We start from the raw sequence: 23683 nt of genomic DNA on the forward strand, positions 1-23683 counted from the left end.
GGAGATGGTGAGCAAATGGATCGAGGCGATCGATGCGCGCAGCGCGGGCGCGCTGACGTCGGGGGCCTTGCAGCCGGTGCAGGCGGAGCAGACCGAGATGGAAGACGGCGGCATGCGCTTCATCGTGCGCTGGGTGTCGTCGCTGGCGGTGAAGGATGCCGCCAAGGCTGCCGGAGCGTCCCAGGTGGCGATTCCGGGCGGGCCGCGCGACCCGAACTTCAATCCCTTCCTGAATCCCGATCCGGAACTGACCGTCGGCCCGCTCGGCGACGAGCACGTCGTGATCCTGAACAAGTTCCCGCTGAGCGAGCGCCACTTGGTGCTGGCGCGGCGCGCGTTCGAGGAGCAGTTGCTGCCGCTGGCGCGCGGCGATTTCGCCGCGCTGGCCACGATCATGGCCGAGGCCGGCGGGATCGGGCTGTACAACGGTGGCGCCGCGGCGGGCGCGAGCCAGCGCCACAAGCATGTGCAGTGGATGCCGCCGGCCGAGGGCAATGCCAGTCTGCGCCTCTTCGCGCCTGGCCTCCCGGCCGGACTGCCCGAGCAGGGTGTGGCCCAGCACCCGGCGCTGCCGATGAAGCATTGCTTCGTGCGCGTGTGCTGCGGCGAGGGCGTTCCGGTGGAAGTGGCGGCGGACAGCCTGCATGCGGCCTACCGCCTGGCCTGCGAGACGCTGGACCTGCAGCCGGGGGCGGACGGCTTGCTGCCGCCGTGCAACCTGCTGGCGAGCGACGGCTGGCTGCTGATGCTGCCGCGCAGCGAGGAGTGCTTCGAGGGCATTTCGATGAGTGCGGTGTGCTTCGGCGGCACCTTGTATATCCGCCAGCCGGAGCAGATCGAGTCGATCCGGCGGGTGGGGCCGCTGAAGGCGTTGGCTGCGGTCGGGTATTGATGCCGGGGCGGCCCCGCCCGTTTCGTAGGAGCTTCAGCCGCGAAAACAACGTATGGGCAACAATCAGGCCCCGTTCGCGGCTGAAGCCGCTTCTACGGGGGCTGCATCTCAGGCGCCGGCGTCGTCCGGTGCCTGGGAAGGCGTCGCCGTCTTGGGGGATTTTGGAGGTTTGGGCGCTTTTGGCGGCGCCGGCCGGGCGTTGAGCCGGGTGGTGGCGGTGTTGAGTTCGCCCTTGGCAAGCAGCGGCCAGGCGGCGAGCGCCTTGTCGATGGACTCGTCGATCAGTTGCTGTTCCTCGCGCCGTGCCGGCTTGAGGACGAAATTCACCACTTCGTTGCGGTCGCCGGGATGGCCGATGCCGATGCGCAGGCGCCAGTAATCATGGGTGCCGAGGTGGGCGGAGGTGTCCTTGAGGCCGTTGTGGCCGCCGAGGCCGCCGCCGAACTTCAGGCGCAACTGGCCGGGGGGGATGTCCAACTCGTCATGGACGACGAGGATTTCCGCGGGTTCGATACGGTAGAAACGCGCGAGGGCGCCGATGGCCTGGCCCGAGCGGTTCATGAAGGTCTGCGGCATCAGCAGCCATGCGCCGGCGTCGCGCGCATTGGCGACCAGGCCGTGGAAGCGGGATTCGTGCGAGAAGCGTACGCCGAGCGTGTCGGCGAGCCGCTCACAAAACCAAAACCCGGCGTTATGCCGGGTTTCAGCGTATTCACCGCCCGGATTGCCGAGACCGACGATGAGGCGCAGGGGGCGCGAAGGCGTTGCGCTCATCGGTATCCGGTCTCCAGCATCCGTGGGGGCGGCAAATCGGGCGTGACGGGGAAGTGGCTCAGGCCGCTTCGCCTTCACCCTCGGCTTCGGCGGCGCCGCGAACCTTCAGCGCGCTGGCGATCACCGGGTCGCCTTCGCCGTGCTGGACCAGTTCGACACCGGCCGGCAGCTTGACCTGGGAGGCGTGCACCGACTGGCCGGCCTCCAGCGCCGACAGGTCGACTTCGACGAATTCCGGCAGGTCCTTCGGCAGGCACTGGATGCCGATTTCGTTGAGGACGTGCGAGATGATGCAGCCGCCCAGCTTCACGGCGGGGCTGACTTCGTCGCCGGAGAAGTGCAGCGGCACCTTCAGATGCATCTTCTGGTCGGCGTCGATGCGCTGGAAGTCGATGTGCAGGACTTGCGGCTTGAAGGCGTGCCACTGGGTGTCGCGCAGGACGGCGGTTTCCTTCTTGCCGTCGACGTCGATGCTCAGCACGGACGAGTGGAACACTTCCTTCTTCAGCAGGTGGTACAGCTCGTTGTGGTCGAGCGAGATCGGCAGGGCTTCGCCGCCGCCGTAGATGATGCCCGGCAGCTGGCCGGCACGACGCAGGCGGCGGCTCGCACCCGTACCTTGGGCGTCACGCTTGGTGGCCTTGAATTGGATTTGCATGTGTTGCTCCTGGTGATGTGTCTTCGCCCGCGACCAGGCGAAAACGTTGAAAACCCGCGCCTTCGTGCGAAGGCGCGGGCGAAAGCTCATTCCATGAACAGCGAGGAGACGGACTCTTCGTTGCTGATGCGCAAAATCGTGTCGGCCAGCAGCGAGGCCACCGAAACCTGGCGGATGCGGGCGCTGGCCCTGGCGTCGTCGCGCAGCGGGATGGTGTCGGTGACGACCAGTTCGTCCAGTGCCGAATCGTTGATGCGCGAGACCGCGGCGCCCGACAGTACGGCGTGCGTGCAATACGACAGCACGCGCTTGGCGCCGTGCTCCTTGAGCGCGGTGGCGGCCTTGCACAGCGTGCCGGCGGTGTCGACGATGTCGTCCATGATCACGCAGGTGCGGCCTTCGACCTCGCCGATGATGTTCATGACTTCGGACACGTTGGCCTTCGGGCGGCGCTTGTCGATGATCGCCAGGTCGCATTCCATGCGCTTGGCGAAGGCGCGGGCGCGCACCACGCCGCCGACGTCGGGCGACACGACCAGCAGGTCGTCGTACTTCTGCTTGTCGAGGTCGTTCAGCAGCACCGGGGCGGCATAGACGTTGTCGACCGGGATGTCGAAGAAACCCTGGATCTGGTCGGCGTGCAGGTCCATCGTCAGCAGGCGCTGGACGCCGGCGGCCTGCAGCATGTTGGCGACGACCTTGGCCGTGATCGGCACGCGCGCGGAACGCGGGCGGCGGTCCTGGCGGGCATAGCCGAAGTAGGGGATGGCGGCGGTGATGCGGCCGGCGGAGGCGCGCTTGAGCGCGTCGACCAGCACCAGCAGCTCCATCAGGTTCTCGTTGGTCGGCGAGCAGGTGGGCTGCAGGACGAAGACGTCCTTGCCGCGCACGTTCTCGAGCAGCTCGATGTTGACTTCGCCATCCGAAAACCGGCCGACGGTGGCCGAACCGAGGGAGATACCCAGACGTCGTGTCACGTCGGCGCCAAGCTTGGGGTTGGCGTTGCTGGTGAAGACCATCAGGCTGCCGTGGGGCATGACCGCTACTCCGATGCCGTAAGAATCTGCGCGTAAAAACGACTCGGGCAGACCCGTGGTCTGCCCGTCGTTGTATGGCTGGGGAGGAAGGATTCGAACCCTCGAATGCCGGAATCAAAATCCGGTGCCTTAACCGACTTGGCGACTCCCCAATAAACCTGTTTCGCTTGCCTTGCGTATCGACCGTGATACAGCCTGTAACGAAGCGGCCGCTATTCTAGCCATTCGTACAGTGGATGGCGAGAGGCGCTTCGCACTTTCCATGCCGACCACCGTTGCGGACAGCTTGCTGCGATGCGTTCCGCGTCCTGCGCCGAAGGGGCTTCGGCAAAGACGCATGCGCCAGATCCTGTCATCCGGGCCGGTGCGTGTTGCATCAGCCAGTCGACCGCGCTTTGCACTTCCGGATACAGCTTGCAGGCCACTGGCTGCAGGTCGTTTCGCGTGGTGCATGCTGCGAAGTCCGCCATTCTGATGGGGGGTGTATCTCTCGTCAAGTCTTTCGCGCAAAAAATTTCAGCGGTGGGGACTGCCACGCCCGGCGAGACAAGCACGTACCAGGCTGGCGCAAGCGCCATCGGCTGCAGTGCCTCGCCCACGCCTTCGGCGAAGGCGTCGCGGCCGAAGATGAAGACGGGGACGTCGGCGCCGAGCTGCAGGCCGAGTGCCTGCAGTTCGGCACGGCCCAGGCCGGTGCCCCACAGGCGGTTGAGCGCGATCAGCGTGGTGGCGGCATCCGAGCTGCCGCCGCCGATGCCGCCGCCCATCGGCAAGACCTTGTGCAGTGCGATGTCGGCGCCGAGGCGGCAGCCGGTGTGTGCCTGCAGCAGGCGAGCGGCGCGCATGACCAGGTCCTGCTCGGCGGGAACGCCGGGAACTTCGGTCGTGCGGTGGATTTCGCCGTCCCCGCGCAGGGTGAAATCGAGCGTGTCGCCCCAGTCGAGCAGGCGGAAGGCCGTCTGCAGCAGGTGGTAGCCGTCGGCGCGGCGGCCGACGACGTGCAGGAACAGGTTGAGCTTGGAGGGAGCCGGGCAGCCAGGCAGGCGTTGCGGGTCGGATGTGTCCGGCGGGGTCAGGGCAGCGTGGTCCATGAATCGATGACGAGGCGAATGCGGGCATCGCCGCGGGAGATGTCGAGGCGTGCCGGCGGCGCGTCGCCGGCGGTGCCGGCGTATTCCGGATATTCGATGCGCCAGCCCTGGTCGATGACGACGGCCGGCCGGCCGGCCGCGTCGAGGTTGCGGATCTCGGCTTCGGCCGCCGGCGCGGCTTGCGCCCAGCGGCTGAGGCGCTCGGCCGGGACCTCGACGCCGAGCACGCGTGGCAGCAGCGCTGCCGCGCTGTCTGCAGTCAGCGACTCGCCCTCGGCAGTCACCAGCCGCGCGCCGAGGGCGTCGGCATCGAGCCGGGCCGCGATCTGCCCGAGCGGGGTGAGTAGCGTGAAACGGTCCGTGCCGCGGTCGTGCGTCCATTCGATGTGGCCGCTGGCGGCCTGATTGCCGTTGCTGGCGGAAATGCGCCCTTGCAGCTCGAATGCGTTCGAGAAGCCGCGAACGGCAATGTCCGCGGGCGCGCTGGCCGGTAGCGGCGCGCAGGCGGACAGGGTGAGTGCCGCTACCGAGAAAGCGGCGGACAGGAGCCGCGGCTGGAGTGCGTTCATTGCCCGCTCAGGCGGCGGACGGTGTCGGCCAGCAGGCTGTTGTCGGGGTGGGCCTGGCGTGCTTCCTCGAAGAGGCGCTTGGCGTCTTCGCGCCGTTCCAGCGTCCAGAGCACTTCGCCGAGGTGGGCGGCGATTTCGGCGTCCTTGCGGATCGTGTAGGCGCGTTCGAGGTGGATCAGCGCCCCGGCCGCGTCGCCGCGGCGGAAGCGTACCCAGCCCATGCTGTCGAGGATGAAGGCGTCGTCGGGCGAGAGTTCGAGCGCGTGCGCGATCAGCGCTTCGGCCTCGTCCAGGCGCAGGCCGCGGTCGGCCAGCGAGTAGCCCAGCGCGTTGCGGGCATGGGCGTGGTCGGGTTTGAGCTCGATCACGCGGCGCAGGCGGGTCTCCATCAGGTCGATCCGGTTCAGGCGCTCGGCGAGCATCGCGGTTTCGTACAGCAGATCGGTGTCGTCCGGGGTGGCGAGCAGGGCCGCGTCCAGTACGGCGAGGGCGTCGCCCGTGCGCTCTGCCTCTCGCAGGATCTGGGCCTCCGCGAGCAGGTAGCGGCGCTTGTCCTCGTCGCTGCCGCTTTGCGCCTTGAGCAGCGCGCGCGCTTCGTCGACCGCGCCCTCGCGCGCCAGGCTCTGCGCGCTGCGGATCATCGCCTCGGCCTGGTGGTGCTCGTCGCTGATTTCGCCGAACCACTTGCGCGCCAGCGCGCCTTCGCCGCGCTGCTCGGCAAGCTGGCCGAGTTGCAGGCGGATCAGGTCGGGCTGCGGGTAGCCGGCTTCGAGGGCGCGCAGGTAGTGCGATTCGGCCGTGGCACCGTCGTCGAGCTGCATCGACAGCAGGCCGATCGCGTAGAGCAGTTCGGCGTCGTCAGGGGTGGCGGCGAGCAGGCGGCTGAATTCGTTGCGTGCATCGGCAAAGCGCTGTGCGCTGACCAGTGCGCGGGCGTAGGCGAGACGCAGCGAGGGGCTGTCGGGGTTGCGCGCGACTTCGGCCTCGAGCTGGCGCACCGCCTCGGCCGATGCGCCGGTGTGCTGAAGGATCTGGGCCTTCAGTTGAATGGCGGGCTCCCAGCCTGGCTTCAGGTGCAGGGCCGCATCGACCGCGCCCAGCGCCTGCATCGGCTCTTCTGCGAGCATGGCCGCCTGCGCGCGCGCGACATGGGCTTCGGGCAGGTCGAGATAGGGGTCGGTCAGCCGCAGCACGATGTGCCGCGCGGCGTCCTTGTCGGGAATCCCCGCGAGCGCCCGGTTCAGGCCGAGCAGGTTCTGCCCGATGCGCTCGTTGGATTGCGCCAGTGCCCGCGCGAGCTGGACCTGCACCTGTTCGAGGTTGCCCGCACCGCGGCCCACGCCGGCGAACACGCGGCGGGCTTCCTCGGAGTCGGGGGCGGTTTCCATCCACAGCCGCGCCGCTTCGCCGGCCATCTGGGGGTTGCGCGAGTACATCGCGATTTCGGTGGCGCGGCGGGCGACGCGCGGGTCGCGTGTGGCGCGTGCCAGATCGACGTAGAGCTGTGCCGACAGCCCGATCTGGCCGCGCGCGCCGGCGATCTCGGCGAGCAGGAGTTGATAGACCGTGCGCGGCGTCAGTTCCTGAGCCGGCAGCGGGCCGCCCACGTCGTCCCTGTCTGCCGCGCCGGCGATGCCGGCGGTGGCGCCCAGGCCGATGGCCAGGCACAGGATGCGGAGGATGCGGGAGGGGCGAGAGTTCATATTGGTGGTCCGGCGGGCTGCAGCGGTTTGCGCAGGGGAAATGGTGCCATGGAAGGCGATGGGATGCATGCGACAAGGCGTCGCCGGCCAGGCTGCGGCCGTACGGCGCCGTCCGAAGCCGGTGCTCCCGCTGCAGGGCGCCGGCACAAGTTGGAGCACTGCTCTAGAATTCGGTTCGCACCATGGTATGCAGATCGACGCCCTGCCCGCAAGACGGGTGGCCGAGGGGCGTCACGACATTGTTTCCCATTCCGATAGCGCCGATGCCCGAACTGCCCGAAGTCGAAACCACCTGCCGTGGCGTACGCCCCCATGTCGAAGGCCGCATGCTGAGCGGCCTGGTCGTGCGCAATGCGCGCCTGCGCCTGCCGGTGCCGCCCGATCTCGCCGACGAGATCGTCGGCCGCAGGCTGTGCGCGGTGTCGCGGCGGGCGAAGTACCTGTTGCTGGATTTCGGCCACGGCACGCTGATCGTGCATCTCGGCATGTCGGGCAGCCTGCGCGTGGTCGCGGCCGATGCGCCGCACGGCGCGCATGACCATGTCGATCTGGTCTTCGGCGCGCAGGCACTGCGCCTGCGGGATCCGCGCCGTTTCGGAATGGTGGTGTGGCAGGCGGGCGACGCCGCGCGGCATCCGCTGCTGGCGCGGCTGGGGCCGGAGCCGCTCGGCGACGCTTTCGACGCCGGCTGGCTGTACAAGATCACGCGCGGCCTGCGGGCGCCGATCAAGCATGTGCTGATGGACAGCCGCCGCGTCGTCGGCGTGGGCAACATCTATGCGTCGGAAAGCCTGTTCCGGGCGCGCATCCATCCGCTGGAGCCTGCCGGAGCGCTCGGCCCGCGGCGCTGTGCGCGCCTGGTGCAGTCGCTGCGCGATACCTTGACCGATTCCATCGCCGCGGGGGGCAGCACACTGCGCGATTTCGTCGGCGGCGATGGCCGTCCTGGGTACTTCCAGCAGCAGTATTTCGTGTATGGCCGCGACGGCGAAGCCTGCCGGCAGTGCGGCGCCGCGGTCGAGAGGATCGTCAGCGGCCAGCGCGCGGCGTATTTCTGCCCGCGCTGCCAGCGCCGCGGCTGAGGCGTGCGCGCTCGTCGGATTGCGTCTGCCGCCGGGCCGGTGCCCACACTTCCCGATGGCAGCTGCGCGCGTTCGCCGTTATGCTGACGCTATGTAAACCGCCTTCGCGGGCGTGCGCCCCCGTCATCCCGATGAGCGACCCGATGACCCAACTGATCGACCAGTTTTCCGCCTACGCCAAATGGCGTGCCTCCGCCGCCGAGTCCGTGACGCGCCTGCGTGCGTGGCTGGCGCGCAACGAAGTCGGCGATGCCCAGTGCGACCTGCGCCTGCACTACCTGCTGGAGCGTCTGCGCGACGACAAGCTCACGGTGGCATTCGTCGCCGAATTCTCGCGGGGCAAATCGGAACTGATCAATGCGATCTTCTTTGCCGATTACGGTGATCGCATCCTGCCCTCCAGCGCGGGGCGCACGACGATGTGCCCGACCGAGCTGCAGTGGAGCAAGGGCGTACAGCCGGAGCTGCGCCTGCTGCCCATCCGCACGCGCGAGCGCCAGGCGCCGGTGAGCGAACTGAAGCGCTATCCCGAGGAATGGCAGGCGGTGTCGCTGCAGAGCCTGGATGTCGCCAGCCTGCAGGCGGCGCTCGCGCGCGTGGGAGAGACCGAGCGCGTGTCGCAGGACGAAGCCGGGCGTCTCGGTTTCGCCATCGACCCCGATGGCGAGGAGGGGCTCAAGCCGGGCGCCGACGGCTTGATCGAGATTCCATGCTGGCGCCACGCACTGATCCAGTTCCCGCATCCGCTGCTCGAACAGGGCCTCGTCGTGCTCGATACCCCGGGGCTGAACGCGATCGGCGCCGAACCCGAACTGACGCTGTCGATGTTGCCGAGCGCGCATGCGGTGCTGTTCATCCTGGCCGCCGACACCGGCGTCACGCAGAGTGACCTCGCCGTGTGGCGCGACTACGTGCAGGGCGGCGGGGCGCGCCAGCGCGGCCGCCTCGTGGTGCTGAACAAGATCGATGGCCTGTGGGACGGCCTGCGCGACGAGACGCAGATCGATGCGGAGATCGACAGGCAGGTGAGGTCGGTAGCGGAAACGCTGGCGATCGAAGGCGATGCCGTGTTCCCCGTCTCGGCGCAAAAAGGCCTGGTGGCGCGCATCACCGGCGACGTGGGCCTGCTCGTGCGCAGCCGCATGCCGGCCCTGGAACAGGCCTTGACCGGCGACCTGCTGCCCGCCAAGCAGGACATCGTGCGCGACGATACCCTGGCCGAGACCGGCGACGTTGTGGCGCAGACGCGCGGGCTGCTCGAAGCGCGCCTGGCGGGCCTGCGCGAGCAACTGCAGGAACTGACCGACCTTCGCGGCAAGAACCAGAGCGTCATCGAATACATGATGCGCAAGATCCGCAGCGAGAAGGACGACTTCGAGCAGGGGCTGCAGAAGTACTACGCGGTGCGTTCCGTGTTCTCGAACCTGACCAACAGCCTGCTCGCCAGCATCGGCATGGATGCGCTGCGCGACGAAACCCGCCGCACGCGCGAGGCGATGCTGGAATCGACCTTCACCAAGGGCCTGCGCGATGCGATGGAAGGTTTCTTCCTGCATCTGCGCGAGAACCTGCAGCGGTCGACGGGGGAAATCGGCGAGATCTCCCGGATGCTCGATGCGATGTACAAGCGCTTCAGCGTCGAACACGGGCTCAAGCTGACGCCGCCCGAAACCTTCTCGACCCTGCGCTATGAAAAGGAGATCGACCGCCTGGAGGCGGCCTTCAACCGCCAGCTCAACACCACGCTGACGCTGGTGACGACGGAAAAGCACGTGCTCACGCAGAAGTTCTTCGAAACCGTCGCCGTGCAGGCGAGGCGCACCTTCGAGGTTGCAAACCGCGATGTCGAGCAGTGGCTGCGCGCGGTGATGTCGCCGCTCGAAACCCAGGTGCGCGAGTACCAGATCCAGCTCAAGCGCCGGCTCGAAAGCGTCAAGCGCATCCACCAGGCGACGGACACGCTGGAAGACCGGGTGGAAGAGCTGAAGCAGGGCGAGGACGGCGTGCTGGTGATGCTGGCGCAGCTCGATGCCCTGCAGCGCGAGATTGCCGACACCCTCGGAGAGGGCGGCCGGCCCGAAGGCGCCGAGGTGCGCGAAGCGGCCTGAGGCCCCTGCCCGCGCCGGAAATGCGCGAGGCCGCCCGCAGCGCAATGCCGCGGGCGGCCTCGCCGTCTGTCGGCAGGCTCAGCCCTGGCCGGTCAGCGTATTGTATTTTTCCATGAGTTGTTCCTTTGTCTCCGGTCGGTCCGGGTCCAGTGGAATACAGTCGACCGGGCAGACCTGCTGGCATTGCGGTTCGTCGAAGTGGCCGACGCACTCGGTGCATTTGTTCGGGTCGATGACGTAGGTTTCGTCGCCCTGGGAGATGGCGCCGTTGGGGCATTCCGGTTCGCAGACGTCGCAGTTGATGCACTCGTCGGTAATCATCAGAGCCATGGTGTTCGCTTCCTTGCTATTGCCTTGATTTCAATTTTTCCTGCAGCCGTGCCAGCACCGAGGGCTGCACGAACTTGCTCACATCGCCGCCGAGGCGGGCGATTTCACGCACCATCGTGGCCGAGATGAACATGTACTCTTCTGCGGGCGTCAGGAATACCGTTTCGACATCCGGGTGAAGCTTGCGGTTCATTCCCGCCATCTGGAATTCGTACTCGAAGTCCGATACCGCGCGCAGTCCGCGCAGGATCACGCGCGCATCCTGCTGCTTGAGGAAGTCCATCAGCAGACAGTCGAAGCCGGTGACCGTGACGTTAGGATAGGCGGCGATCGCCTCGCGTGCGATGTCCACCCGTTCGTCGAGCGAGAAGATCGGTCCCTTGCTGTTGCTGCGTGCAACGGCGACGATGACGCGATCGAACAGCACCGACGCCCGGCGCACGAGATCGGCATGCCCGCGGGTGAAGGGATCGAACGTCCCCGGATAGACCGCCACCGCTTCCTTCATTCCTGGCTCCTGCGCATCAGATGGTAGTGGACCATTCCGGCGCGGCCTTGTTTGACCGTCTGCCAGTCGCCCAGATTCGCCACCGTGGCCTCGGACTCGACGTAGATCCATCCGCCGGGGTTCAACAGACTGTCCAGCCATGGATGTACACGCTCGATCCAGCCCTGCCTGTAGGGCGGGTCGAGAAACACGCCGCCGAACTTCCGCTGCGTGGTTTGCGCGAATCTTACCGCATCGCCGCACACGATCTCTACTTGCGACGCCTGTAGGGTTTTTGCGGACTTGTGCAGTGCATCGGCCGCGCGGGCGTCGCGCTCGACCAGCACGACCGCCCCGGCACCGCGCGAGGCGGCCTCGAAGCCGAGGATGCCGCTGCCGGCGAATAGATCGAGGCAATGCTCGCCATCGAGGTCCTGGCCCAGCCAGTTGAACAGGGTTTCCCGCACGCGATCGGGCGTGGGGCGCAGGCCCCGGGCGTCGGCCACTTCCAGCAGGCGCGAGCGCCATTGCCCGCCGACGATGCGCACACGGCTCATCGGGCGGCTTCTGCGGGGGCGGGCGAAGGCGCGGTCTCGGCCGTGTCGCCGTCGCCGCCGGCGATGACGGTGATGAGCTGGTCGCTGCGGACGCGGCGGGCGAAGGCATCGCGGACCTGGCCGGCGTCGACCGCCGCGACATGCTGCGGATAGCTGTCGAGCCAGTCGAGCGGCAGGCGGTAGAAGCCGATCATCGACACGTAGCCGAGGATCTTGGCGTTCGAGTCCAGGCGCAGGCCGAAACCGTTGATCAGGTTGTCCTTGGCGGCCTGCAATTCCTCCGCGCTGGGGCCTTCGGCGATGAAACCGTCCAGCGTGTCGCGTACCACGCCGAGCGCCTCGTCGGCCTGGTTGCCGCGCGTCTGCAGCCCGATCTGGAACGGGCCGGCCACCTGCTGAGGGGAGAAGTAGCTGTACACGCTGTAGGCGAAGCCACGTTTCTCGCGCACTTCCTTGGTCAGCCGCGACACGAAGCCGCCGCCGCCGAGCACGTAGTTGCCCACCAGCAGCGGGAAATAGTCGGCGTCCTCGCGCGCCATGCCGGGCTGGCCGACGAGGATGTGCGCCTGGGCCGAGGGATTGGCGATGCGCAGCACGGCGGCTTGCGTCATCGCCGGCGAGGGCAGTGCCGCCGGGGCCTCGGCGGGCGGCAGGTGTTCGGTCAGGCGGATGGCGATGCGTTCGGCGGTGGCGCGATCGACGTCGCCAACGATGGCGACCGAGGCGCGCTGCGCGCCGAAATGGGTGCGATGGAAGTCGACCAGGTCGTCGCGCGTGATCGACTCCAGCGATTCGGGCGTGACGCTGCCGCCATACGGGTGGCCGGCGTACAGCGCTTCGTTGAAGCGGCGTGCGGCCAGTGTCGCCGGCTTGGTCAGGGCCTCGCGCAGGCCGGCGATGGCGCGCCGGCGTTCGCGTTCGAGGATGTCGGCGGGAAAGCCCGGCTGCGCGAGCAGGCCGGCGCCGAGCTCCACCGCGGCGTCGCGTTCCGGCGCCGAAGACAGGCTGCGGATCGACAGGCTGGCGCGGTCGCTGTCGGTGCCGCCGCCGATCTGAGCGCCGATGTCGGCGATGCGCTCGGCGATCTGCTGTTCGTCCAGTTCGGTGGTGCCGGCATCGAGCAGGCTGCGCGTGAGGCTGGCGAGGCCGGTCTTGCCGGCCGGTTCGTAGGCCGAGCCGGCGGCGAAATCGATCTGGATGTCGACCAGCGGCAGGGCGCGGCTTTCCACGTAGAGCACGCGGGCGCCGGTCGGGGCGGTCCATTGTTCGATCTTCGGGCCGGCCAGCGCGGGGCCGGCGGCGAACTGGGCGAGCAGCGCCAGGCCGGCGACAACGGGGGTGAGGAGGCGGGAGGTCGTGGTCATGTCAGCGGGTTCCGTCGGTTCGCGAGGGCGTTCAGTGGTGCGCCGGGGCGAGGGGCGAGCGCGGGCGCGGCGCCTGGGGCGGCTGGGGGTCGAGGCGGGCGATGTTCAGGCTGTCGTCGGCGAAGTAGCGCCGTGCGACGCCCTGCACTTCTTCCGCCGTGACGCTGCGCAGGCCGTCGAGCAGGCGTTCTTCGTCGCGCCATGACAGGCCGGCGGATTCGAGGTAGCCAATCTCCATCGCCTGCCCCATCAGCGAGTCGCGCTTGTAGACGCGGCTGGCCACGGCCTGGGTCTTGACGCGGGCGAGTTCGGCCTCGCTCACGCCGTCGTCGCGGATGCGCTGCAGTTCGGCGCGCAGCGCGGTTTCGAGTTCATCGACCGAATGGCCGGGGGCGGGAACGCCGTCGAGGTAGAACAGCGCGGGGCCGCGGCCGCTGCCGTCGTAGCCGGCGCCGGCGGAGAGCGCCAGGCCGCTGTCGCGCACCAGGCGGCGGGTGAGGCGGGCGCCGTCGTAGCCGTCGAGCACCGCGGACAGCACTTGCAGCGCGTAGGCGTCGCGGTCCTGCGCCGGGTCGCGCAGCGCGGGCACGTGCCAGGCCATGCTCAGGTAGGGCAGCTCGGCCGGCGCTTTCACCACGGCCTGGCGCGGCCCCTGCTGGGCCGGTTCGGGCGTGATGCGGCGGGCGGGCAGCGTGCGCGCGGCGATCGGGCCGTAATGGCGCTCGGCGTCGCGGAACACGCGGCGGTGATCGACGTCGCCCACCACCACCAGGTAGGCGTTGGCAGGGGTATACCAGCGGCGGTACCAGTCGCGCGCATCGTCGGGCTGCATGGCCTCGAGGTCGGGCATCCAGCCGATCACGGGGCGGCGGTAGGGGTGGGCCTTGAACGCGGTGGCCATCAACTGTTCATAGACCAGCGCGCGCGGCTGGTCGTCGGTGCGCAGGCGGCGCTCCTCCTTGACGACTTCGAGCTCGCGGCGGAAGGCTTCGTCGTCCAGCACCAGGTGCTGCATGCGGTCGGCTTCGAGCGCCATCATCTCGCCCAGCCGGTCCGGCGGAACCTGCTGGAAATAGGCGGTGTAGTCCTTGCCGGTGAAGGCGTTGTCGCGTCCGCCGACGGCGGCCACGCGCTTGTTGAACTCGCCGGGGCCGACGTTCCTGGTGCCCTTGAACATCATGTGCTCGAGCACGTGGGCGACGCCGGACACGCCTTCGGGTTCGTCCATCGAGCCGCTGCGGTACCACACCATGTGCACTGCCGACGGCGCGCGGCGGTCTTCCTTGACGATGACCTTCATGCCGTTGGTGAGCGTGGTTTCGAAGGGGTTGGCGGTCGCGGTGGCCGGCGCGAGCAGCGGGGCCGCGATGGCGCTGCCGAGGAGGAGGGCGCGGGCAAACGTGTGGAGAAACATGGGTATGTCCTGCATCTGTTAGAATTCGCGGCGCTCCGCGAGGGTCGGTGCACCGTGCACCGGTCGGACGGGGAGCCGCATCTTAACGTGATCGGTAGCGGGTGCCCACGGCTGGCGTGGGGCCGCGCCGGCGCGAAACGTCCCCTCTGACCCGAGCGTGTCATGTTTGGTTTCCTGAAGAAGAAGTTCGGCAAGGCCGAGCAGGCCGAGGTTGGCCAGCCCGATGCCGAGGATGTCGCCGAAAAGACCGTATCCGATGCAGCTCCCGCGGCGGCGCAGGGCGTCGCCGTTGAAGAAGCGCCTGCCGCCGGGCTTCAGGCATCCGCGCCGGAGCAGGTCCCGGAGGCTCCAGAGGCTCCAGAGGCCGCTTCGGAGTCCGTCGAGCCCCCCGATCCCGCATCCGTCCCCGCAACTGCCGCGGTTCCGGCTACATCCGGCGACGTGACGCCGGAGGGTTCTTCCGAGACCTCCGGCCGGGCCGAAGCGGCCGGGCCCGCGGACGCCGCCGAGCCCGTCGAATCCATCGAAGCCGTCGTGCCGGTGCCGGCCGAGGCGCCGGCCAGGCGCTCCTGGAGCGATCGCCTCAAGGCCGGCTTGTCGCGAACCCGCCAGCAACTGGGCGGCGGCCTGGCGAGCCTGTTCGGCCGGCGCAAGATCGACGAGGACCTGCTCGAAGAGCTCGAATCCACGTTGTTGATGGCCGATTGCGGCGTCGAGGCCACCCAGCACCTGATCGACGAGCTGCGCCTGCGCTGGAAGCGCGATCGGCTGGAGACGGCCGATCAACTGCAGAAAGCGCTCGCCGACGGGCTGCACGCCATCATCGCGCCGCTCGAACAGCCGCTCGACGCCGCCACCCACCGGCCTTTCGTGATCATGATCGCCGGGGTCAACGGCTCGGGCAAGACGACTTCCATCGGCAAGCTGGCCAAGTATTTCCAGGCGCAGGGCAAGAGCGTGCTGCTGGCGGCGGGCGACACCTTCCGCGCGGCGGCGCGCGAGCAGTTGATGACCTGGGGCGAGCGCAACAATGTCACCGTGGTGGCGCAGGACGGCGGCGATGCCGCGGCCGTCATCTTCGATGCGATCAATGCGGCGCGCGCGCGCAACATCGACGTCGTGCTGGCGGACACCGCCGGCCGCCTGCCGACGCAGCTCCACCTGATGGAAGAAATCGCCAAGGTGCGGCGCGTGATCGCCAAGGCAGATCCGTCCGCTCCGCACGAGGTACTGCTGGTGCTCGATGCCAACATCGGCCAGAACGCGCTGGCGCAGGTGAAGGCCTTCGACAAGGCGATCGGCGTCACCGGCCTGGTCGTGACCAAGCTCGACGGCACCGCCAAGGGCGGCGTGCTGGCGGCGATCGCGCGCCAGTGCCCGAAGCCGCTGCGTTTCATCGGCGTCGGCGAGGGCATCGACGACCTGCAGCCGTTCAAGGCGCGGGAGTTCGTCGATGCGCTGTTCGAGCCCGCCGCGGGCGCAGGCAGGAGCGGGGCAGCTCGCAACGAAGCGGACCCGCGCGCATGATCGTCTTCGAGGACGTGGCCAAACGCTATGCGGGCGGCTACACGGCGCTAGCCGGCGTCAGTTTCGAGATCCGCCATGGCGAGCTGGTGGTGCTGTCGGGCCATTCCGGCGCCGGCAAGAGCACCTTGCTGAAGCTGATTCCCGTCATCGAGCGGCCGAGTGCGGGGCGTGTGCTGATCAATGGCCAGGACGTGTCCCACCTGCCGAAGGCGGCGATCCCCTACCTGCGCCGCAACCTCGGCCTGGTGCTGCAGGAAAGCCGGCTGCTGTTCGACCGCAGCGTGTTCGACAACGTGATGCTGCCGCTGGTGATCACCGGCCATCCGCCGCGCGACGCGGCTAGGCGGGTGGCGGCGGCGCTCGACCGGGTCGGCCTGGACGGGCGCGGCAAGGAGGTGCCGGCCGGGCTGTCGGGCGGCGAGCAGCAGCGGGTGGCGATCGCGCGTGCGATCGTCAATCGGCCGTCCATCCTGATCGCCGACGAGCCGACCGCCCACCTCGATCCGGCCTATGCGGCCGACATCGCCGAGCTGTTCCTGTCCTTCAACGAGGCGGGCGTCACGGTGTTGGTCAGCACCCACGACGCCGCGCTGTTCGCGGCCAGCCGCCCGCGCCGGGTGGTGCTGGCGAAAGGCGTGCTGGCGGAAGATACGCATTCCGCCGGCGGCTGGGCCGCGTACGAGGTGGCGCCATGAGCGCCGTTGCCCGGCCGCCCGAAGGCGGCGCGCTCCTCCCATGGGGAGGTGGTCGCACCAGCGACCGGAGAGTAGTCCGATGAGCAACTGGTTCTATCTGCATGCGCGCGCCATCGCCCATGCGCTGCGCCGCCTGTTCGGCCAGCCCGTCGGCACGCTGCTGTCGGCGCTGGTGGTGGGGATCGCGCTGTCGCTGCCGGGCGGCGGTTATCTGCTGCTGGACAATCTCGCCTCGCTCGCGCGCGGTGTGTCGGGGACGCCGGAGATCAGCGTCTTTCTCGATACGCAGGCGCAGAAGGCCGACGCCGATGCGCTCGAGGCGCGGCTGAAGGCCTTGCCCCAACTTGCCAGCTACCGCTTCGTGGCGCGCGACGAGGCGCTGAAGCAGCTCGCAGCCAGCGGGCTGGGCGATGTGCTGGGAGGGCTAGGCGACAATCCGCTGCCCGACGCTTTCGTGCTGACGCCGCGTGGCGAAGACCCCGAACTGTTCGAACGCATGGCGGCGGACATCGGCACCTGGCCGCGAGTGGCCCATGTGCAGCTCGATTCGGCCTGGGTCGCGCGCCTGCACGCCCTGCTGGAACTGGGGCGCCTGGCCGTGCTGATGCTGGCGGGGCTGCTGGGCTTCGCGCTCGTCATCGTCACGTTCAACACCATCCGCCTGCAGATCCTGACCCAGCGCCAGGAAATCGAGGTGAGCCGCCTGCTCGGCGCGACCGACCCTTTCATCCGCAGGCCGTTTTACTGGTTCGGCGGGTTGCAAGGCGCGCTCGGCGGCCTGGTGGCGCTGGGCACGGTGTGGGCGGGTGTGCAGGCGCTGGGGCAGCCGGTTGCCCGCCTAGCGGAAACCTACGGCGCCGTGTTCGTGCTCGGCGGCCCGGACTGGCGTGCGTCGGCCGCGATCGTCGCGTTCGCGGCCTTCCTCGGCTGGCTCGGCGCCGTCATCTCGGTACGCCGGCATCTCGCCGGCGCTTGATTTTTCGGCCGTTCATCCCCAGATTAAATGAATCGCCGGTCAGGGCAGCTTGCCAGCCGCATGCCGGTGCATGATGGGGGGCAGCCGTTTCTTGGTGACCTCCTGATAGCAACATTCAATCGATAGTATCTCGATTATCAATTAGAGCAATTCATCGAAGCGGTCTAAACTTCGTTCCATCAAGTTTCAACACCCTGTTCCATCAACCCCGCTGGAGGACTACAGATGTCGCTGATCAACACCGAAGTCAAGCCTTTCAAGGCCCAGGCCTACAAGAACGGCAAGTTCATCGAAGTCACCGATGCCGACCTGAAGGGCAAGTGGTCCGTGCTGATCTTCATGCCGGCCGCGTTCACCTTCAACTGCCCGACCGAAATCGAGGATGCGGCCGACCACTACGCCGAGTTCGAGAAGGCTGGCGCCGAGGTCTACATCGTCACCACCGACACCCACTTTTCGCACAAGGTGTGGCACGAAACTTCGCAAGCCGTGGGCAAGGCCAAGTTCGCGCTGGTCGGCGACCCCACCCACCAGCTGACCAACGCTTTCGACGTGCATATCCCGGAAGAAGGCCTGGCGCTGCGCGGCACCTTCGTCATCAACCCGGACGGCATCATCAAGACGATGGAAGTGCATTCCAACGAAATCGCCCGTGACGTGACCGAAACCGTGCGCAAGCTGAAGGCCGCCCAATACACCGCCGCCCACCCGAACGAAGTGTGCCCGGCGAAGTGGAAGGAAGGCGAAAAGACGCTGGCACCGTCGATCGACCTGGTCGGCAAGATCTAAGTCAGCCGCCGCACCGTCCGGGCCTGATCCGGCCCGGGCTGCTCGCTCCGCAGCCGGCCATGTGCCGGCTGTGTCGTATCAGGACCACCGTAAACCGCGGTGGCCGTATTTTTGAAGGAAGAAGCCATCATGCTGGACGCCAACATCAAGACGCAATTGAAAGCCTATCTGGAAAGGGTGACGCAGCCGATCGAGATCGTGGCGTCGCTGGACGATGGCGAAAAGTCGCGTGAAATGCAGGAACTGCTCAAGGATGTCGCCGAGCAGTCCAACCTGATCACCCTGATCGAGCGGCGCGACGACGACGAACGCAAACCTTCCTTCTCGGTCGGCCCCAGGGGCGGGGAGGCACGCGTGCGCTTCGCCGGCCTGCCGATGGGCCATGAATTCACCTCGCTGATCCTCGCCCTGCTGCAATCCGCGGGCTATCCGCCCAAGGTCGAGGCCGACGTGATCGAGCAGATCAAGGCGCTCGAAGGCGAGTTCGATTTCGAGACCTACATCTCGCTGTCCTGCCACAACTGCCCGGACGTGGTGCAGGCGCTGAACCTGCTGGCGATCCTCAATCCCAACATCCGCCATACCATGATCGACGGCGCGCTGTTCCAGGACGAAGTGGAAAAGCGCCAGATCATGGCCGTGCCCACGGTGTACCTGAACGGCCAGGAATTCGGCGCGGGCCGCATGGAGCTGGGTGAAATCCTCGCCAAGATCGACACCGGCGCCGCGGCGCGCGAGGCGAAGAAGCTATCGGCCAAGGCGCCGTTCGACGTGCTGATCGTCGGCGGCGGCCCGGCCGGTGCGGCGGCGGCGATCTATGCCGCACGCAAGGGCATCCGCACCGGCATCGTCGCCGAGCGCTTCGGCGGCCAGGTCATGGACACGCTGGCGATCGAGAATTTCATCTCGGTGAAGGAAACCGAGGGGCCGAAGCTGGTGATGGCGCTCGAAGAGCACGTCAAGCAGTACGAGGTCGACGTCATGAATCTGCAGCGCGCGGCCAGGCTCGTGCCGGGCAGCGCGGACGGCGGCACGCTGGCCGAGGTTCAGCTCGAGAACGGCGCGGCGCTGCAGGCCAAGACCGTGATCGTCGCTACCGGCGCGCGTTGGCGCGAGATGAACGTGCCCGGCGAGCAGGAATTCCGCGGCAAGGGCGTGGCCTATTGCCCGCACTGCGACGGCCCGCTGTTCAAGGGCAAGCGCGTGGCGGTCATCGGCGGCGGCAACTCGGGCGTCGAGGCAGCGATCGACCTGGCCGGCATCGTCGGCCACGTCACCTTGCTGGAGTTCGCCGATGAGCTGCGGGCCGACGCCGTGCTGCAGAAGAAGCTCTACAGCCTGTCCAACGTCAAGGTGGTCAAGAGCGCGCAGACCACCGAGGTCACCGGCGCCGACAAGGTCAACGGCCTGGTGTACAAGGATCGCGCCTCGGGCGAGCCGCATCGCATCGAGCTGGAAGGCGTCTTCGTGCAGATCGGCCTGCTGCCCAACACGGACTTCCTGAAGGGCACGGTCGAACTGAGCCGTTTCGGCGAGATCGTCGTCGATGCCAAGGGCCAGACCTCGGTGCCGGGCGTGTTCGCGGCGGGTGACTGCACGACCGTGCCTTACAAGCAGATCATCATCGCCATGGGTGAAGGCTCCAAGGCGGCGCTGTCGGCCTTCGATCACCTGATCCGCAGCAGCGCGCCGGCCTGATCCCGTTCTCCGTGCTGTCGTAGAATGCCCCGCCTGGTGCGGGGCATTCTGCTTTGCGGGGCACTTGCGCAAGCGTCCGCTGTCAGAGTCCGCGATTTGCCTTTTCGGGCCCGCCTGCCCATTCCTGACGGAGTATCCCCTTGCTTTTCAACTGGTTCGAGCGCCGTGTCGACCCCTATCCGGAGATGCCGCCACGGCCCGCGCCGAAGCGCTTCTTCGCCTTCCTGTGGGCCGGAACGGAGGGCATGCGCCCCTTCATCCTGGGCATGATGCTGCTGACGGCGACCATCGGCGCCTTCGAGGCCTTGCTGTTCGCAATGCTGGGCAAGGTCGTGGACTGGCTGGCGGCGGTCGAGCCGGCGCGGCTATGGGCCGACGAGGGCGGCAAGCTGCTGTTGCTGGCGGCGATCGTGCTCGGCAGCATCGTGCTGGTGGCGGTGCAGACCCTGCTCAAGCATCAGGCGCTGGCGGGCAATTTCCCGATGCGCCTGCGCTGGAAATTCCACAGCCTGATGCTCGGCCAGAGCATGAGCTTCTATCAGGACGAGTTCGCCGGCCGCGTGTCGGCCAAGGTCATGCAGACCGCGCTCGCGGTGCGCGACACCTGCCTGATCATGACCGACATCCTGGTCTTCGTCGTCATCTACTTCGTCACCCTGACCGCCGTGGTGGCGAGCTTCGACCTGTGGATGCTGCTGCCTTTCCTTGGCTGGCTGGGGCTGTACGCGGTGTCGCTGCGCTGGTTCGTGCCGCGCCTGTCGAAGGTGGCGCGCACGCAGGCGGATGCGCGCTCGCTGATGACCGGCCGCATCACCGATGCCTATACCAACATCGCCACGGTGAAGCTGTTCTCCCACGCCGGCCGTGAGGCCGGCTACGCGCGCGGCGCGATGCAGGAGTTCCTGCACACCGTGCATGCGCAGATGCGGCTGGTGAGCTGCATCGAGATCGTCAACCACAGCCTGTCGATGCTGCTGATCCTGTCGACCGGCGGCATGGCGCTGTGGCTGTGGAGCCAGGGCGAAATCGGCGTCGGCGCGGTGGCGGCGGCCACGGCGATGGCATTGCGCCTGAACGGCATGTCGCACTGGGTGATGTGGGAAATGGCGTCGCTGTTCGAGAACGTCGGCACGGTGCAGGACGGCATCAACACCCTGTCGCGCCCGCATGCCGTCGTCGACCGCCCGGATGCCAGGCCGCTGGTGGTGGACAGGGGCGAGATCCGCTTCGAGCAACTGGGTTTCGCCTACGGCGCCAAGGAGCCGGATGCAGGGCGCGTCATCGACGGGCTTTCGCTGACGATCCGCCCCGGCGAGAAGATCGGCGTGGTCGGGCGCTCGGGCGCCGGCAAGTCGACGCTGGTGAACCTGCTGCTGCGTTTCTATGATGTCGAGCAGGGCCGCATCCTGATCGACGGGCAGGACATCGCCACGGTGACGCAGGATAGTCTGCGCGCGCAGATCGGCATGGTGACGCAGGACACCTCGCTGCTGCACCGCTCGGTGCGCGACAACATCCTGTACGGCCGCCCGGACGCCGGCGAAGACGACATGGTTTCGGCGGCGCGGCGCGCCGAGGCGCATGCGTTCATCCTAGGTCTCACCGACCCGAAGGGACGCAGCGGCTATGATGCCCATGTCGGCGAGCGCGGCGTGAAGCTGTCCGGCGGCCAGCGCCAGCGCATCGCCATCGCGCGGGTGATGCTCAAGGACGCGCCCATCCTGCTGCTCGACGAGGCGACCAGCGCGCTCGACTCCGAAGTCGAGGCAGCCATCCAGGCCAGCCTCTACCGCCTAATGGAGGGCAAGACCGTGGTGGCGATCGCCCACCGCTTGTCGACCATCGCCGCGATGGACCGCCTGGTGGTCATGGACCAAGGGCGCATCGTCGAGGAGGGCGACCACCACGGCCTGCTGGCACGCGGTGGGCTGTATGCGCGGCTGTGGGCGCGGCAGAGCGGGGGCTTCATCGGAGAGATGGCCGATGATGACGACGGGGTCGCACGCCTCGACCCGCTGCTGGCCTGAGTGCCTTGCCTGCGGTGGGGATTCCCGCCGCCGCAGGCCCCTCCGCCGGTTCGACTTGCAGGGCGTTCTCCACTAGAGTGGTGGCATGACGTTCGAGCCCTTGCTTGCGGTCGCCCGGGACGATGCCGTCCGGCATCGGCGAGGCCTCGTATTCGTCTATCTGATGGCCTCGCTGATCTTCGGCGGCTTGCTGTGGGCCGAATTGCTGCGTGTCGACGAAGCCTTCATGGCCGCCGCGCGGGAGCGCGGTCAGACCGTGTTCCGCTTGGTCGAAATCACACGCGAGTGGAATACGCACCATGGCGGCGTATACGTCCCGGTGACGGACGAAATGCAGCCGAACCCTTATCTGGTCCATCCGCGGCGCGATCTCATCACCTCGGACGGACGTCCCCTGACGATGGTCAATCCGGCCTTCATGACACGCCAGATCGCGGAGATTTCGGAGCGGACCGATGGCGTGCGCCTGCACATCACCAGCCTGAGGCCGGTCCGTCCGGCCAACCAACCCGACGCGTGGGAGGCCGAGGCACTCGAAGCCTTCGAGAGCGGGGTGCCGGAGCGGCTGGCATTGGTCGATGAAGAGCGCGGCCCGGTCCATCGCTACATGGCGCCCTTGAGGGTGGCCGAGTCCTGCCTGCCATGCCACGCCGGCAACGAGTACCGCGTCGGAGACGTCCATGGAGGCATCTCCGTGACGATGCCGGCTGGGCCCCTGCTCGCATTGCGCGACGCCCAGCGTCAGCGCGTGGCGGGCCTGTTCCTGCTGGCGTTCGTGCTTTCGGCGGGCTCGATCCATTACCTGCTGGCCGCCGCGCGGCGGCACGTGGGTTCGATCGCCCGCATCAATGCGGAGCAGGAGCGCCTCATCGCGCAGCGAACGGGCGAACTGGCGGCGAGCAACGCCGGGCTGGCGCGCGAGATCGCGCAGCGTTTGCGCGACCAGCGCCGGCTTGCCGCCAGCGAGGCGCGCTACCGGGCGGTGTTCGACAGCACGGCCGAGGGCATCATGTTGATCGATGACGAGATGCGCGTGCTGCAGGTGAACCCGGCTTTCACTAGGATCACCGGCTACGAAGAGGACGAGGTGCGCGGCCGCGGGCTGGAACTGCTGGGCGCGGGGCGCCACGACCAGGCCTTCTTCGACGCGATACGGCGCATGCTGGCGGACACGGGCCGCTGGCAGGGCGAGGTCTGGAACCGGCGCAAGAGCGGCGACGCCTACGTGCAATGGATGTCCATCACGCGCGCCAGCCTGCCCGGGGAGGCAGCTGCCTTCGTCGCGACGCTGACCGACATCACCTTGCGCAAGGAGGCCGAGCAGCGCATGCAGTACCGTGCCGACCACGATGCGCTGACGGGCCTGCCCAATCGCGCCCTGTTCCAGGACCGGCTCGACGCCGCGCTGGCGAGCGCGCACCGGAACGGCGGGCAGTTCGCGGTGCTGTTCATCGATCTCGACCGCTTCAAGGCGGTCAATGACAGCCTGGGCCATCCGGCGGGCGATGCCTTGCTGGTCGAGGCCGGCGCGCGGATCCTGGGCTGTGTCCGCGAATCCGATACGGTGGCGCGCTTCGGCGGGGACGAGTTCGCGGCGATCCTGCCCGACGCAGGCGGCGTCGAGGATGCCCGGGAGGTGGCGCAGCGCATTTGCGCCGCGCTGGCAGAGCCGTTCATGCTGCAGCAGGGCCGGGCACAGGTGGCCGGTTCGGTGGGCATCGCGCTGTCGCCGATGCACGGCAGCGACCGCGCCGGGCTCGAGAGCCGCGCCGATCAGGCGCTCTACGCGGCCAAGCGCGCCGGAGGCGGCCGCTGGTGCGTGTATGCGGGCGCGGTCCAGGCCGGCGGGGCCTGAGCACGCGCTGGCCCGCCGGGCTCAGGCCCCGGCGAGGCGTGCCGCGAGCG

Annotated in this window: 21 protein-coding genes and 1 tRNA gene; 10 read left to right on the forward strand and 12 right to left on the reverse strand. The window is 68.1% G+C overall.

Translation table 11 applies throughout. From position 1 onward, the window contains the following. Positions 1-4: 4 nt before the first annotated feature. A complete protein-coding gene (locus C666_RS07660) occupies positions 5-892 on the forward strand; it encodes an ATP adenylyltransferase family protein (protein ID WP_004336275.1) in 888 nt (295 codons plus the stop codon). Between the two features lie 108 nt (positions 893-1000). Here the strand turns inward: C666_RS07660 and pth are convergent, their stop codons facing one another. The 7 genes from pth to C666_RS07695 form a co-directional block, all read right to left on the reverse strand. Next, complete coding sequence (gene pth, locus C666_RS07665) at positions 1001-1666, reverse strand: aminoacyl-tRNA hydrolase (protein ID WP_004336276.1); 666 nt, start codon at positions 1664-1666, stop codon at positions 1001-1003. A 58-nt stretch (positions 1667-1724) separates the two neighbouring features. After that, on the reverse strand, positions 1725-2324 hold the full coding sequence (locus C666_RS07670) for a 50S ribosomal protein L25/general stress protein Ctc (protein WP_004336278.1): 600 nt from the start codon (positions 2322-2324) through the stop codon (positions 1725-1727). Between the two features lie 86 nt (positions 2325-2410). Then, positions 2411-3361 carry a ribose-phosphate pyrophosphokinase gene (locus tag C666_RS07675; RefSeq protein WP_004336279.1) on the reverse strand — a complete coding sequence of 317 codons (951 nt, stop codon included), beginning with the start codon at positions 3359-3361 and terminating at the stop codon, positions 2411-2413. Positions 3362-3436: 75 nt separating this feature from the next. Further along, positions 3437-3513, reverse strand: a tRNA-Gln gene (locus tag C666_RS07680). Between the two features lie 60 nt (positions 3514-3573). Then, positions 3574-4452 (reverse strand): 4-(cytidine 5'-diphospho)-2-C-methyl-D-erythritol kinase, encoded by an 879-nt coding sequence (gene ispE, locus C666_RS07685; RefSeq protein WP_004336280.1) that lies wholly within the window; start codon positions 4450-4452, stop codon positions 3574-3576. Next, a complete protein-coding gene (gene lolB / locus C666_RS07690; RefSeq protein WP_004336281.1) occupies positions 4434-5021 on the reverse strand; it encodes a lipoprotein insertase outer membrane protein LolB in 588 nt (195 codons plus the stop codon). Before lolB ends, ispE begins: the two co-directional genes overlap by 19 nt. After that, positions 5018-6724: a tetratricopeptide repeat protein gene (locus tag C666_RS07695; protein ID WP_004336283.1), complete on the reverse strand. Its 1707-nt coding sequence runs from the start codon at positions 6722-6724 to the stop codon at positions 5018-5020. The genes lolB and C666_RS07695 overlap by 4 nt, the downstream gene beginning before the upstream one ends. Before the next feature lie 263 nt (positions 6725-6987). On the opposite strand from C666_RS07695, the gene mutM reads away from it, so the two are divergent. Both mutM and C666_RS07705 read left to right on the forward strand, forming a co-directional pair. Next, complete coding sequence (mutM, locus tag C666_RS07700; protein WP_004336285.1) at positions 6988-7806, forward strand: bifunctional DNA-formamidopyrimidine glycosylase/DNA-(apurinic or apyrimidinic site) lyase; 819 nt, start codon at positions 6988-6990, stop codon at positions 7804-7806. Positions 7807-7949: 143 nt separating this feature from the next. Continuing rightward, on the forward strand, positions 7950-9914 hold the full coding sequence (locus tag C666_RS07705; protein WP_004336287.1) for a dynamin family protein: 1965 nt from the start codon (positions 7950-7952) through the stop codon (positions 9912-9914). A 78-nt stretch (positions 9915-9992) separates the two neighbouring features. Here C666_RS07705 and C666_RS07710 read toward each other — a convergent pair whose 3' ends face one another. The 5 genes from C666_RS07710 to C666_RS07730 are packed head-to-tail and all read right to left on the reverse strand — an operon-like array spanning position 9993 to position 14066. Next, on the reverse strand, positions 9993-10244 hold the full coding sequence (locus tag C666_RS07710) for a YfhL family 4Fe-4S dicluster ferredoxin (protein WP_004336288.1): 252 nt from the start codon (positions 10242-10244) through the stop codon (positions 9993-9995). 16 nt (positions 10245-10260) lie between these two features. Beyond that, positions 10261-10752 (reverse strand): pantetheine-phosphate adenylyltransferase, encoded by a 492-nt coding sequence (coaD, locus tag C666_RS07715; RefSeq protein WP_004336289.1) that lies wholly within the window; start codon positions 10750-10752, stop codon positions 10261-10263. Further along, the gene (rsmD, locus tag C666_RS07720) at positions 10749-11288 is read right to left on the reverse strand and encodes a 16S rRNA (guanine(966)-N(2))-methyltransferase RsmD (protein ID WP_004336290.1); all 540 of its coding nucleotides are present in this window, start codon (positions 11286-11288) and stop codon (positions 10749-10751) included. The genes coaD and rsmD overlap by 4 nt, the downstream gene beginning before the upstream one ends. Continuing rightward, complete coding sequence (locus tag C666_RS07725) at positions 11285-12652, reverse strand: M16 family metallopeptidase (RefSeq protein ID WP_004336292.1); 1368 nt, start codon at positions 12650-12652, stop codon at positions 11285-11287. Before C666_RS07725 ends, rsmD begins: the two co-directional genes overlap by 4 nt. 31 nt (positions 12653-12683) lie before the next feature. Further along, a complete protein-coding gene (locus C666_RS07730) occupies positions 12684-14066 on the reverse strand; it encodes a M16 family metallopeptidase (RefSeq protein WP_004336294.1) in 1383 nt (460 codons plus the stop codon). A 162-nt stretch (positions 14067-14228) separates the two neighbouring features. On the opposite strand from C666_RS07730, the gene ftsY reads away from it, so the two are divergent. From ftsY to C666_RS07765, 7 genes are all read left to right on the forward strand, one after another. Continuing rightward, positions 14229-15593 (forward strand): signal recognition particle-docking protein FtsY, encoded by a 1365-nt coding sequence (ftsY, locus tag C666_RS07735; RefSeq protein ID WP_004336295.1) that lies wholly within the window; start codon positions 14229-14231, stop codon positions 15591-15593. Then, on the forward strand, positions 15590-16288 hold the full coding sequence (locus tag C666_RS07740) for a cell division ATP-binding protein FtsE (RefSeq protein ID WP_004336297.1): 699 nt from the start codon (positions 15590-15592) through the stop codon (positions 16286-16288). Before ftsY ends, C666_RS07740 begins: the two co-directional genes overlap by 4 nt. 79 nt (positions 16289-16367) lie before the next feature. Continuing rightward, complete coding sequence (gene ftsX, locus C666_RS07745) at positions 16368-17264, forward strand: permease-like cell division protein FtsX (RefSeq protein WP_004336298.1); 897 nt, start codon at positions 16368-16370, stop codon at positions 17262-17264. A 225-nt stretch (positions 17265-17489) separates the two neighbouring features. Next, on the forward strand, positions 17490-18053 hold the full coding sequence (ahpC, locus tag C666_RS07750) for an alkyl hydroperoxide reductase subunit C (RefSeq protein WP_004336299.1): 564 nt from the start codon (positions 17490-17492) through the stop codon (positions 18051-18053). Positions 18054-18182: 129 nt separating this feature from the next. After that, on the forward strand, positions 18183-19751 hold the full coding sequence (gene ahpF, locus C666_RS07755) for an alkyl hydroperoxide reductase subunit F (protein WP_004336300.1): 1569 nt from the start codon (positions 18183-18185) through the stop codon (positions 19749-19751). Positions 19752-19891: 140 nt separating this feature from the next. Beyond that, on the forward strand, positions 19892-21778 hold the full coding sequence (locus tag C666_RS07760) for an ABC transporter ATP-binding protein (RefSeq protein WP_004336301.1): 1887 nt from the start codon (positions 19892-19894) through the stop codon (positions 21776-21778). An 85-nt stretch (positions 21779-21863) separates the two neighbouring features. Beyond that, entirely contained in the window at positions 21864-23633 is a 1770-nt protein-coding gene (locus C666_RS07765; RefSeq protein WP_004336303.1) for a diguanylate cyclase domain-containing protein, read from the forward strand. Positions 23634-23683: the final 50 nt, after the last annotated feature.

The organism is Thauera linaloolentis 47Lol = DSM 12138, assembly GCF_000310205.1.
Taxonomy (GTDB): Bacteria; Pseudomonadota; Gammaproteobacteria; order Burkholderiales; family Rhodocyclaceae; genus Thauera; species Thauera linaloolentis.

What these genes read in the sequence shown, in the direction of transcription:
- C666_RS07660 (WP_004336275.1), top strand. Translation starts at nt 5, where the DNA reads ATGGTGAGCAAATGGATCGAGGCGATCGATGCGCGCAGCGCGGGCGCG.
- pth (WP_004336276.1), bottom strand. Translation starts at nt 1,666, where the DNA reads ATGAGCGCAACGCCTTCGCGCCCCCTGCGCCTCATCGTCGGTCTCGGC.
- C666_RS07670 (WP_004336278.1), bottom strand. Translation starts at nt 2,324, where the DNA reads ATGCAAATCCAATTCAAGGCCACCAAGCGTGACGCCCAAGGTACGGGT.
- C666_RS07675 (WP_004336279.1), bottom strand. Translation starts at nt 3,361, where the DNA reads ATGCCCCACGGCAGCCTGATGGTCTTCACCAGCAACGCCAACCCCAAG.
- ispE (WP_004336280.1), bottom strand. Translation starts at nt 4,452, where the DNA reads ATGGACCACGCTGCCCTGACCCCGCCGGACACATCCGACCCGCAACGC.
- lolB (WP_004336281.1), bottom strand. Translation starts at nt 5,021, where the DNA reads ATGAACGCACTCCAGCCGCGGCTCCTGTCCGCCGCTTTCTCGGTAGCG.
- C666_RS07695 (WP_004336283.1), bottom strand. Translation starts at nt 6,724, where the DNA reads ATGAACTCTCGCCCCTCCCGCATCCTCCGCATCCTGTGCCTGGCCATC.
- mutM (WP_004336285.1), top strand. Translation starts at nt 6,988, where the DNA reads ATGCCCGAACTGCCCGAAGTCGAAACCACCTGCCGTGGCGTACGCCCC.
- C666_RS07705 (WP_004336287.1), top strand. Translation starts at nt 7,950, where the DNA reads ATGACCCAACTGATCGACCAGTTTTCCGCCTACGCCAAATGGCGTGCC.
- C666_RS07710 (WP_004336288.1), bottom strand. Translation starts at nt 10,244, where the DNA reads ATGGCTCTGATGATTACCGACGAGTGCATCAACTGCGACGTCTGCGAA.
- coaD (WP_004336289.1), bottom strand. Translation starts at nt 10,752, where the DNA reads ATGAAGGAAGCGGTGGCGGTCTATCCGGGGACGTTCGATCCCTTCACC.
- rsmD (WP_004336290.1), bottom strand. Translation starts at nt 11,288, where the DNA reads ATGAGCCGTGTGCGCATCGTCGGCGGGCAATGGCGCTCGCGCCTGCTG.
- C666_RS07725 (WP_004336292.1), bottom strand. Translation starts at nt 12,652, where the DNA reads ATGACCACGACCTCCCGCCTCCTCACCCCCGTTGTCGCCGGCCTGGCG.
- C666_RS07730 (WP_004336294.1), bottom strand. Translation starts at nt 14,066, where the DNA reads ATGTTTCTCCACACGTTTGCCCGCGCCCTCCTCCTCGGCAGCGCCATC.
- ftsY (WP_004336295.1), top strand. Translation starts at nt 14,229, where the DNA reads ATGTTTGGTTTCCTGAAGAAGAAGTTCGGCAAGGCCGAGCAGGCCGAG.
- C666_RS07740 (WP_004336297.1), top strand. Translation starts at nt 15,590, where the DNA reads ATGATCGTCTTCGAGGACGTGGCCAAACGCTATGCGGGCGGCTACACG.
- ftsX (WP_004336298.1), top strand. Translation starts at nt 16,368, where the DNA reads ATGAGCAACTGGTTCTATCTGCATGCGCGCGCCATCGCCCATGCGCTG.
- ahpC (WP_004336299.1), top strand. Translation starts at nt 17,490, where the DNA reads ATGTCGCTGATCAACACCGAAGTCAAGCCTTTCAAGGCCCAGGCCTAC.
- ahpF (WP_004336300.1), top strand. Translation starts at nt 18,183, where the DNA reads ATGCTGGACGCCAACATCAAGACGCAATTGAAAGCCTATCTGGAAAGG.
- C666_RS07765 (WP_004336303.1), top strand. Translation starts at nt 21,864, where the DNA reads ATGACGTTCGAGCCCTTGCTTGCGGTCGCCCGGGACGATGCCGTCCGG.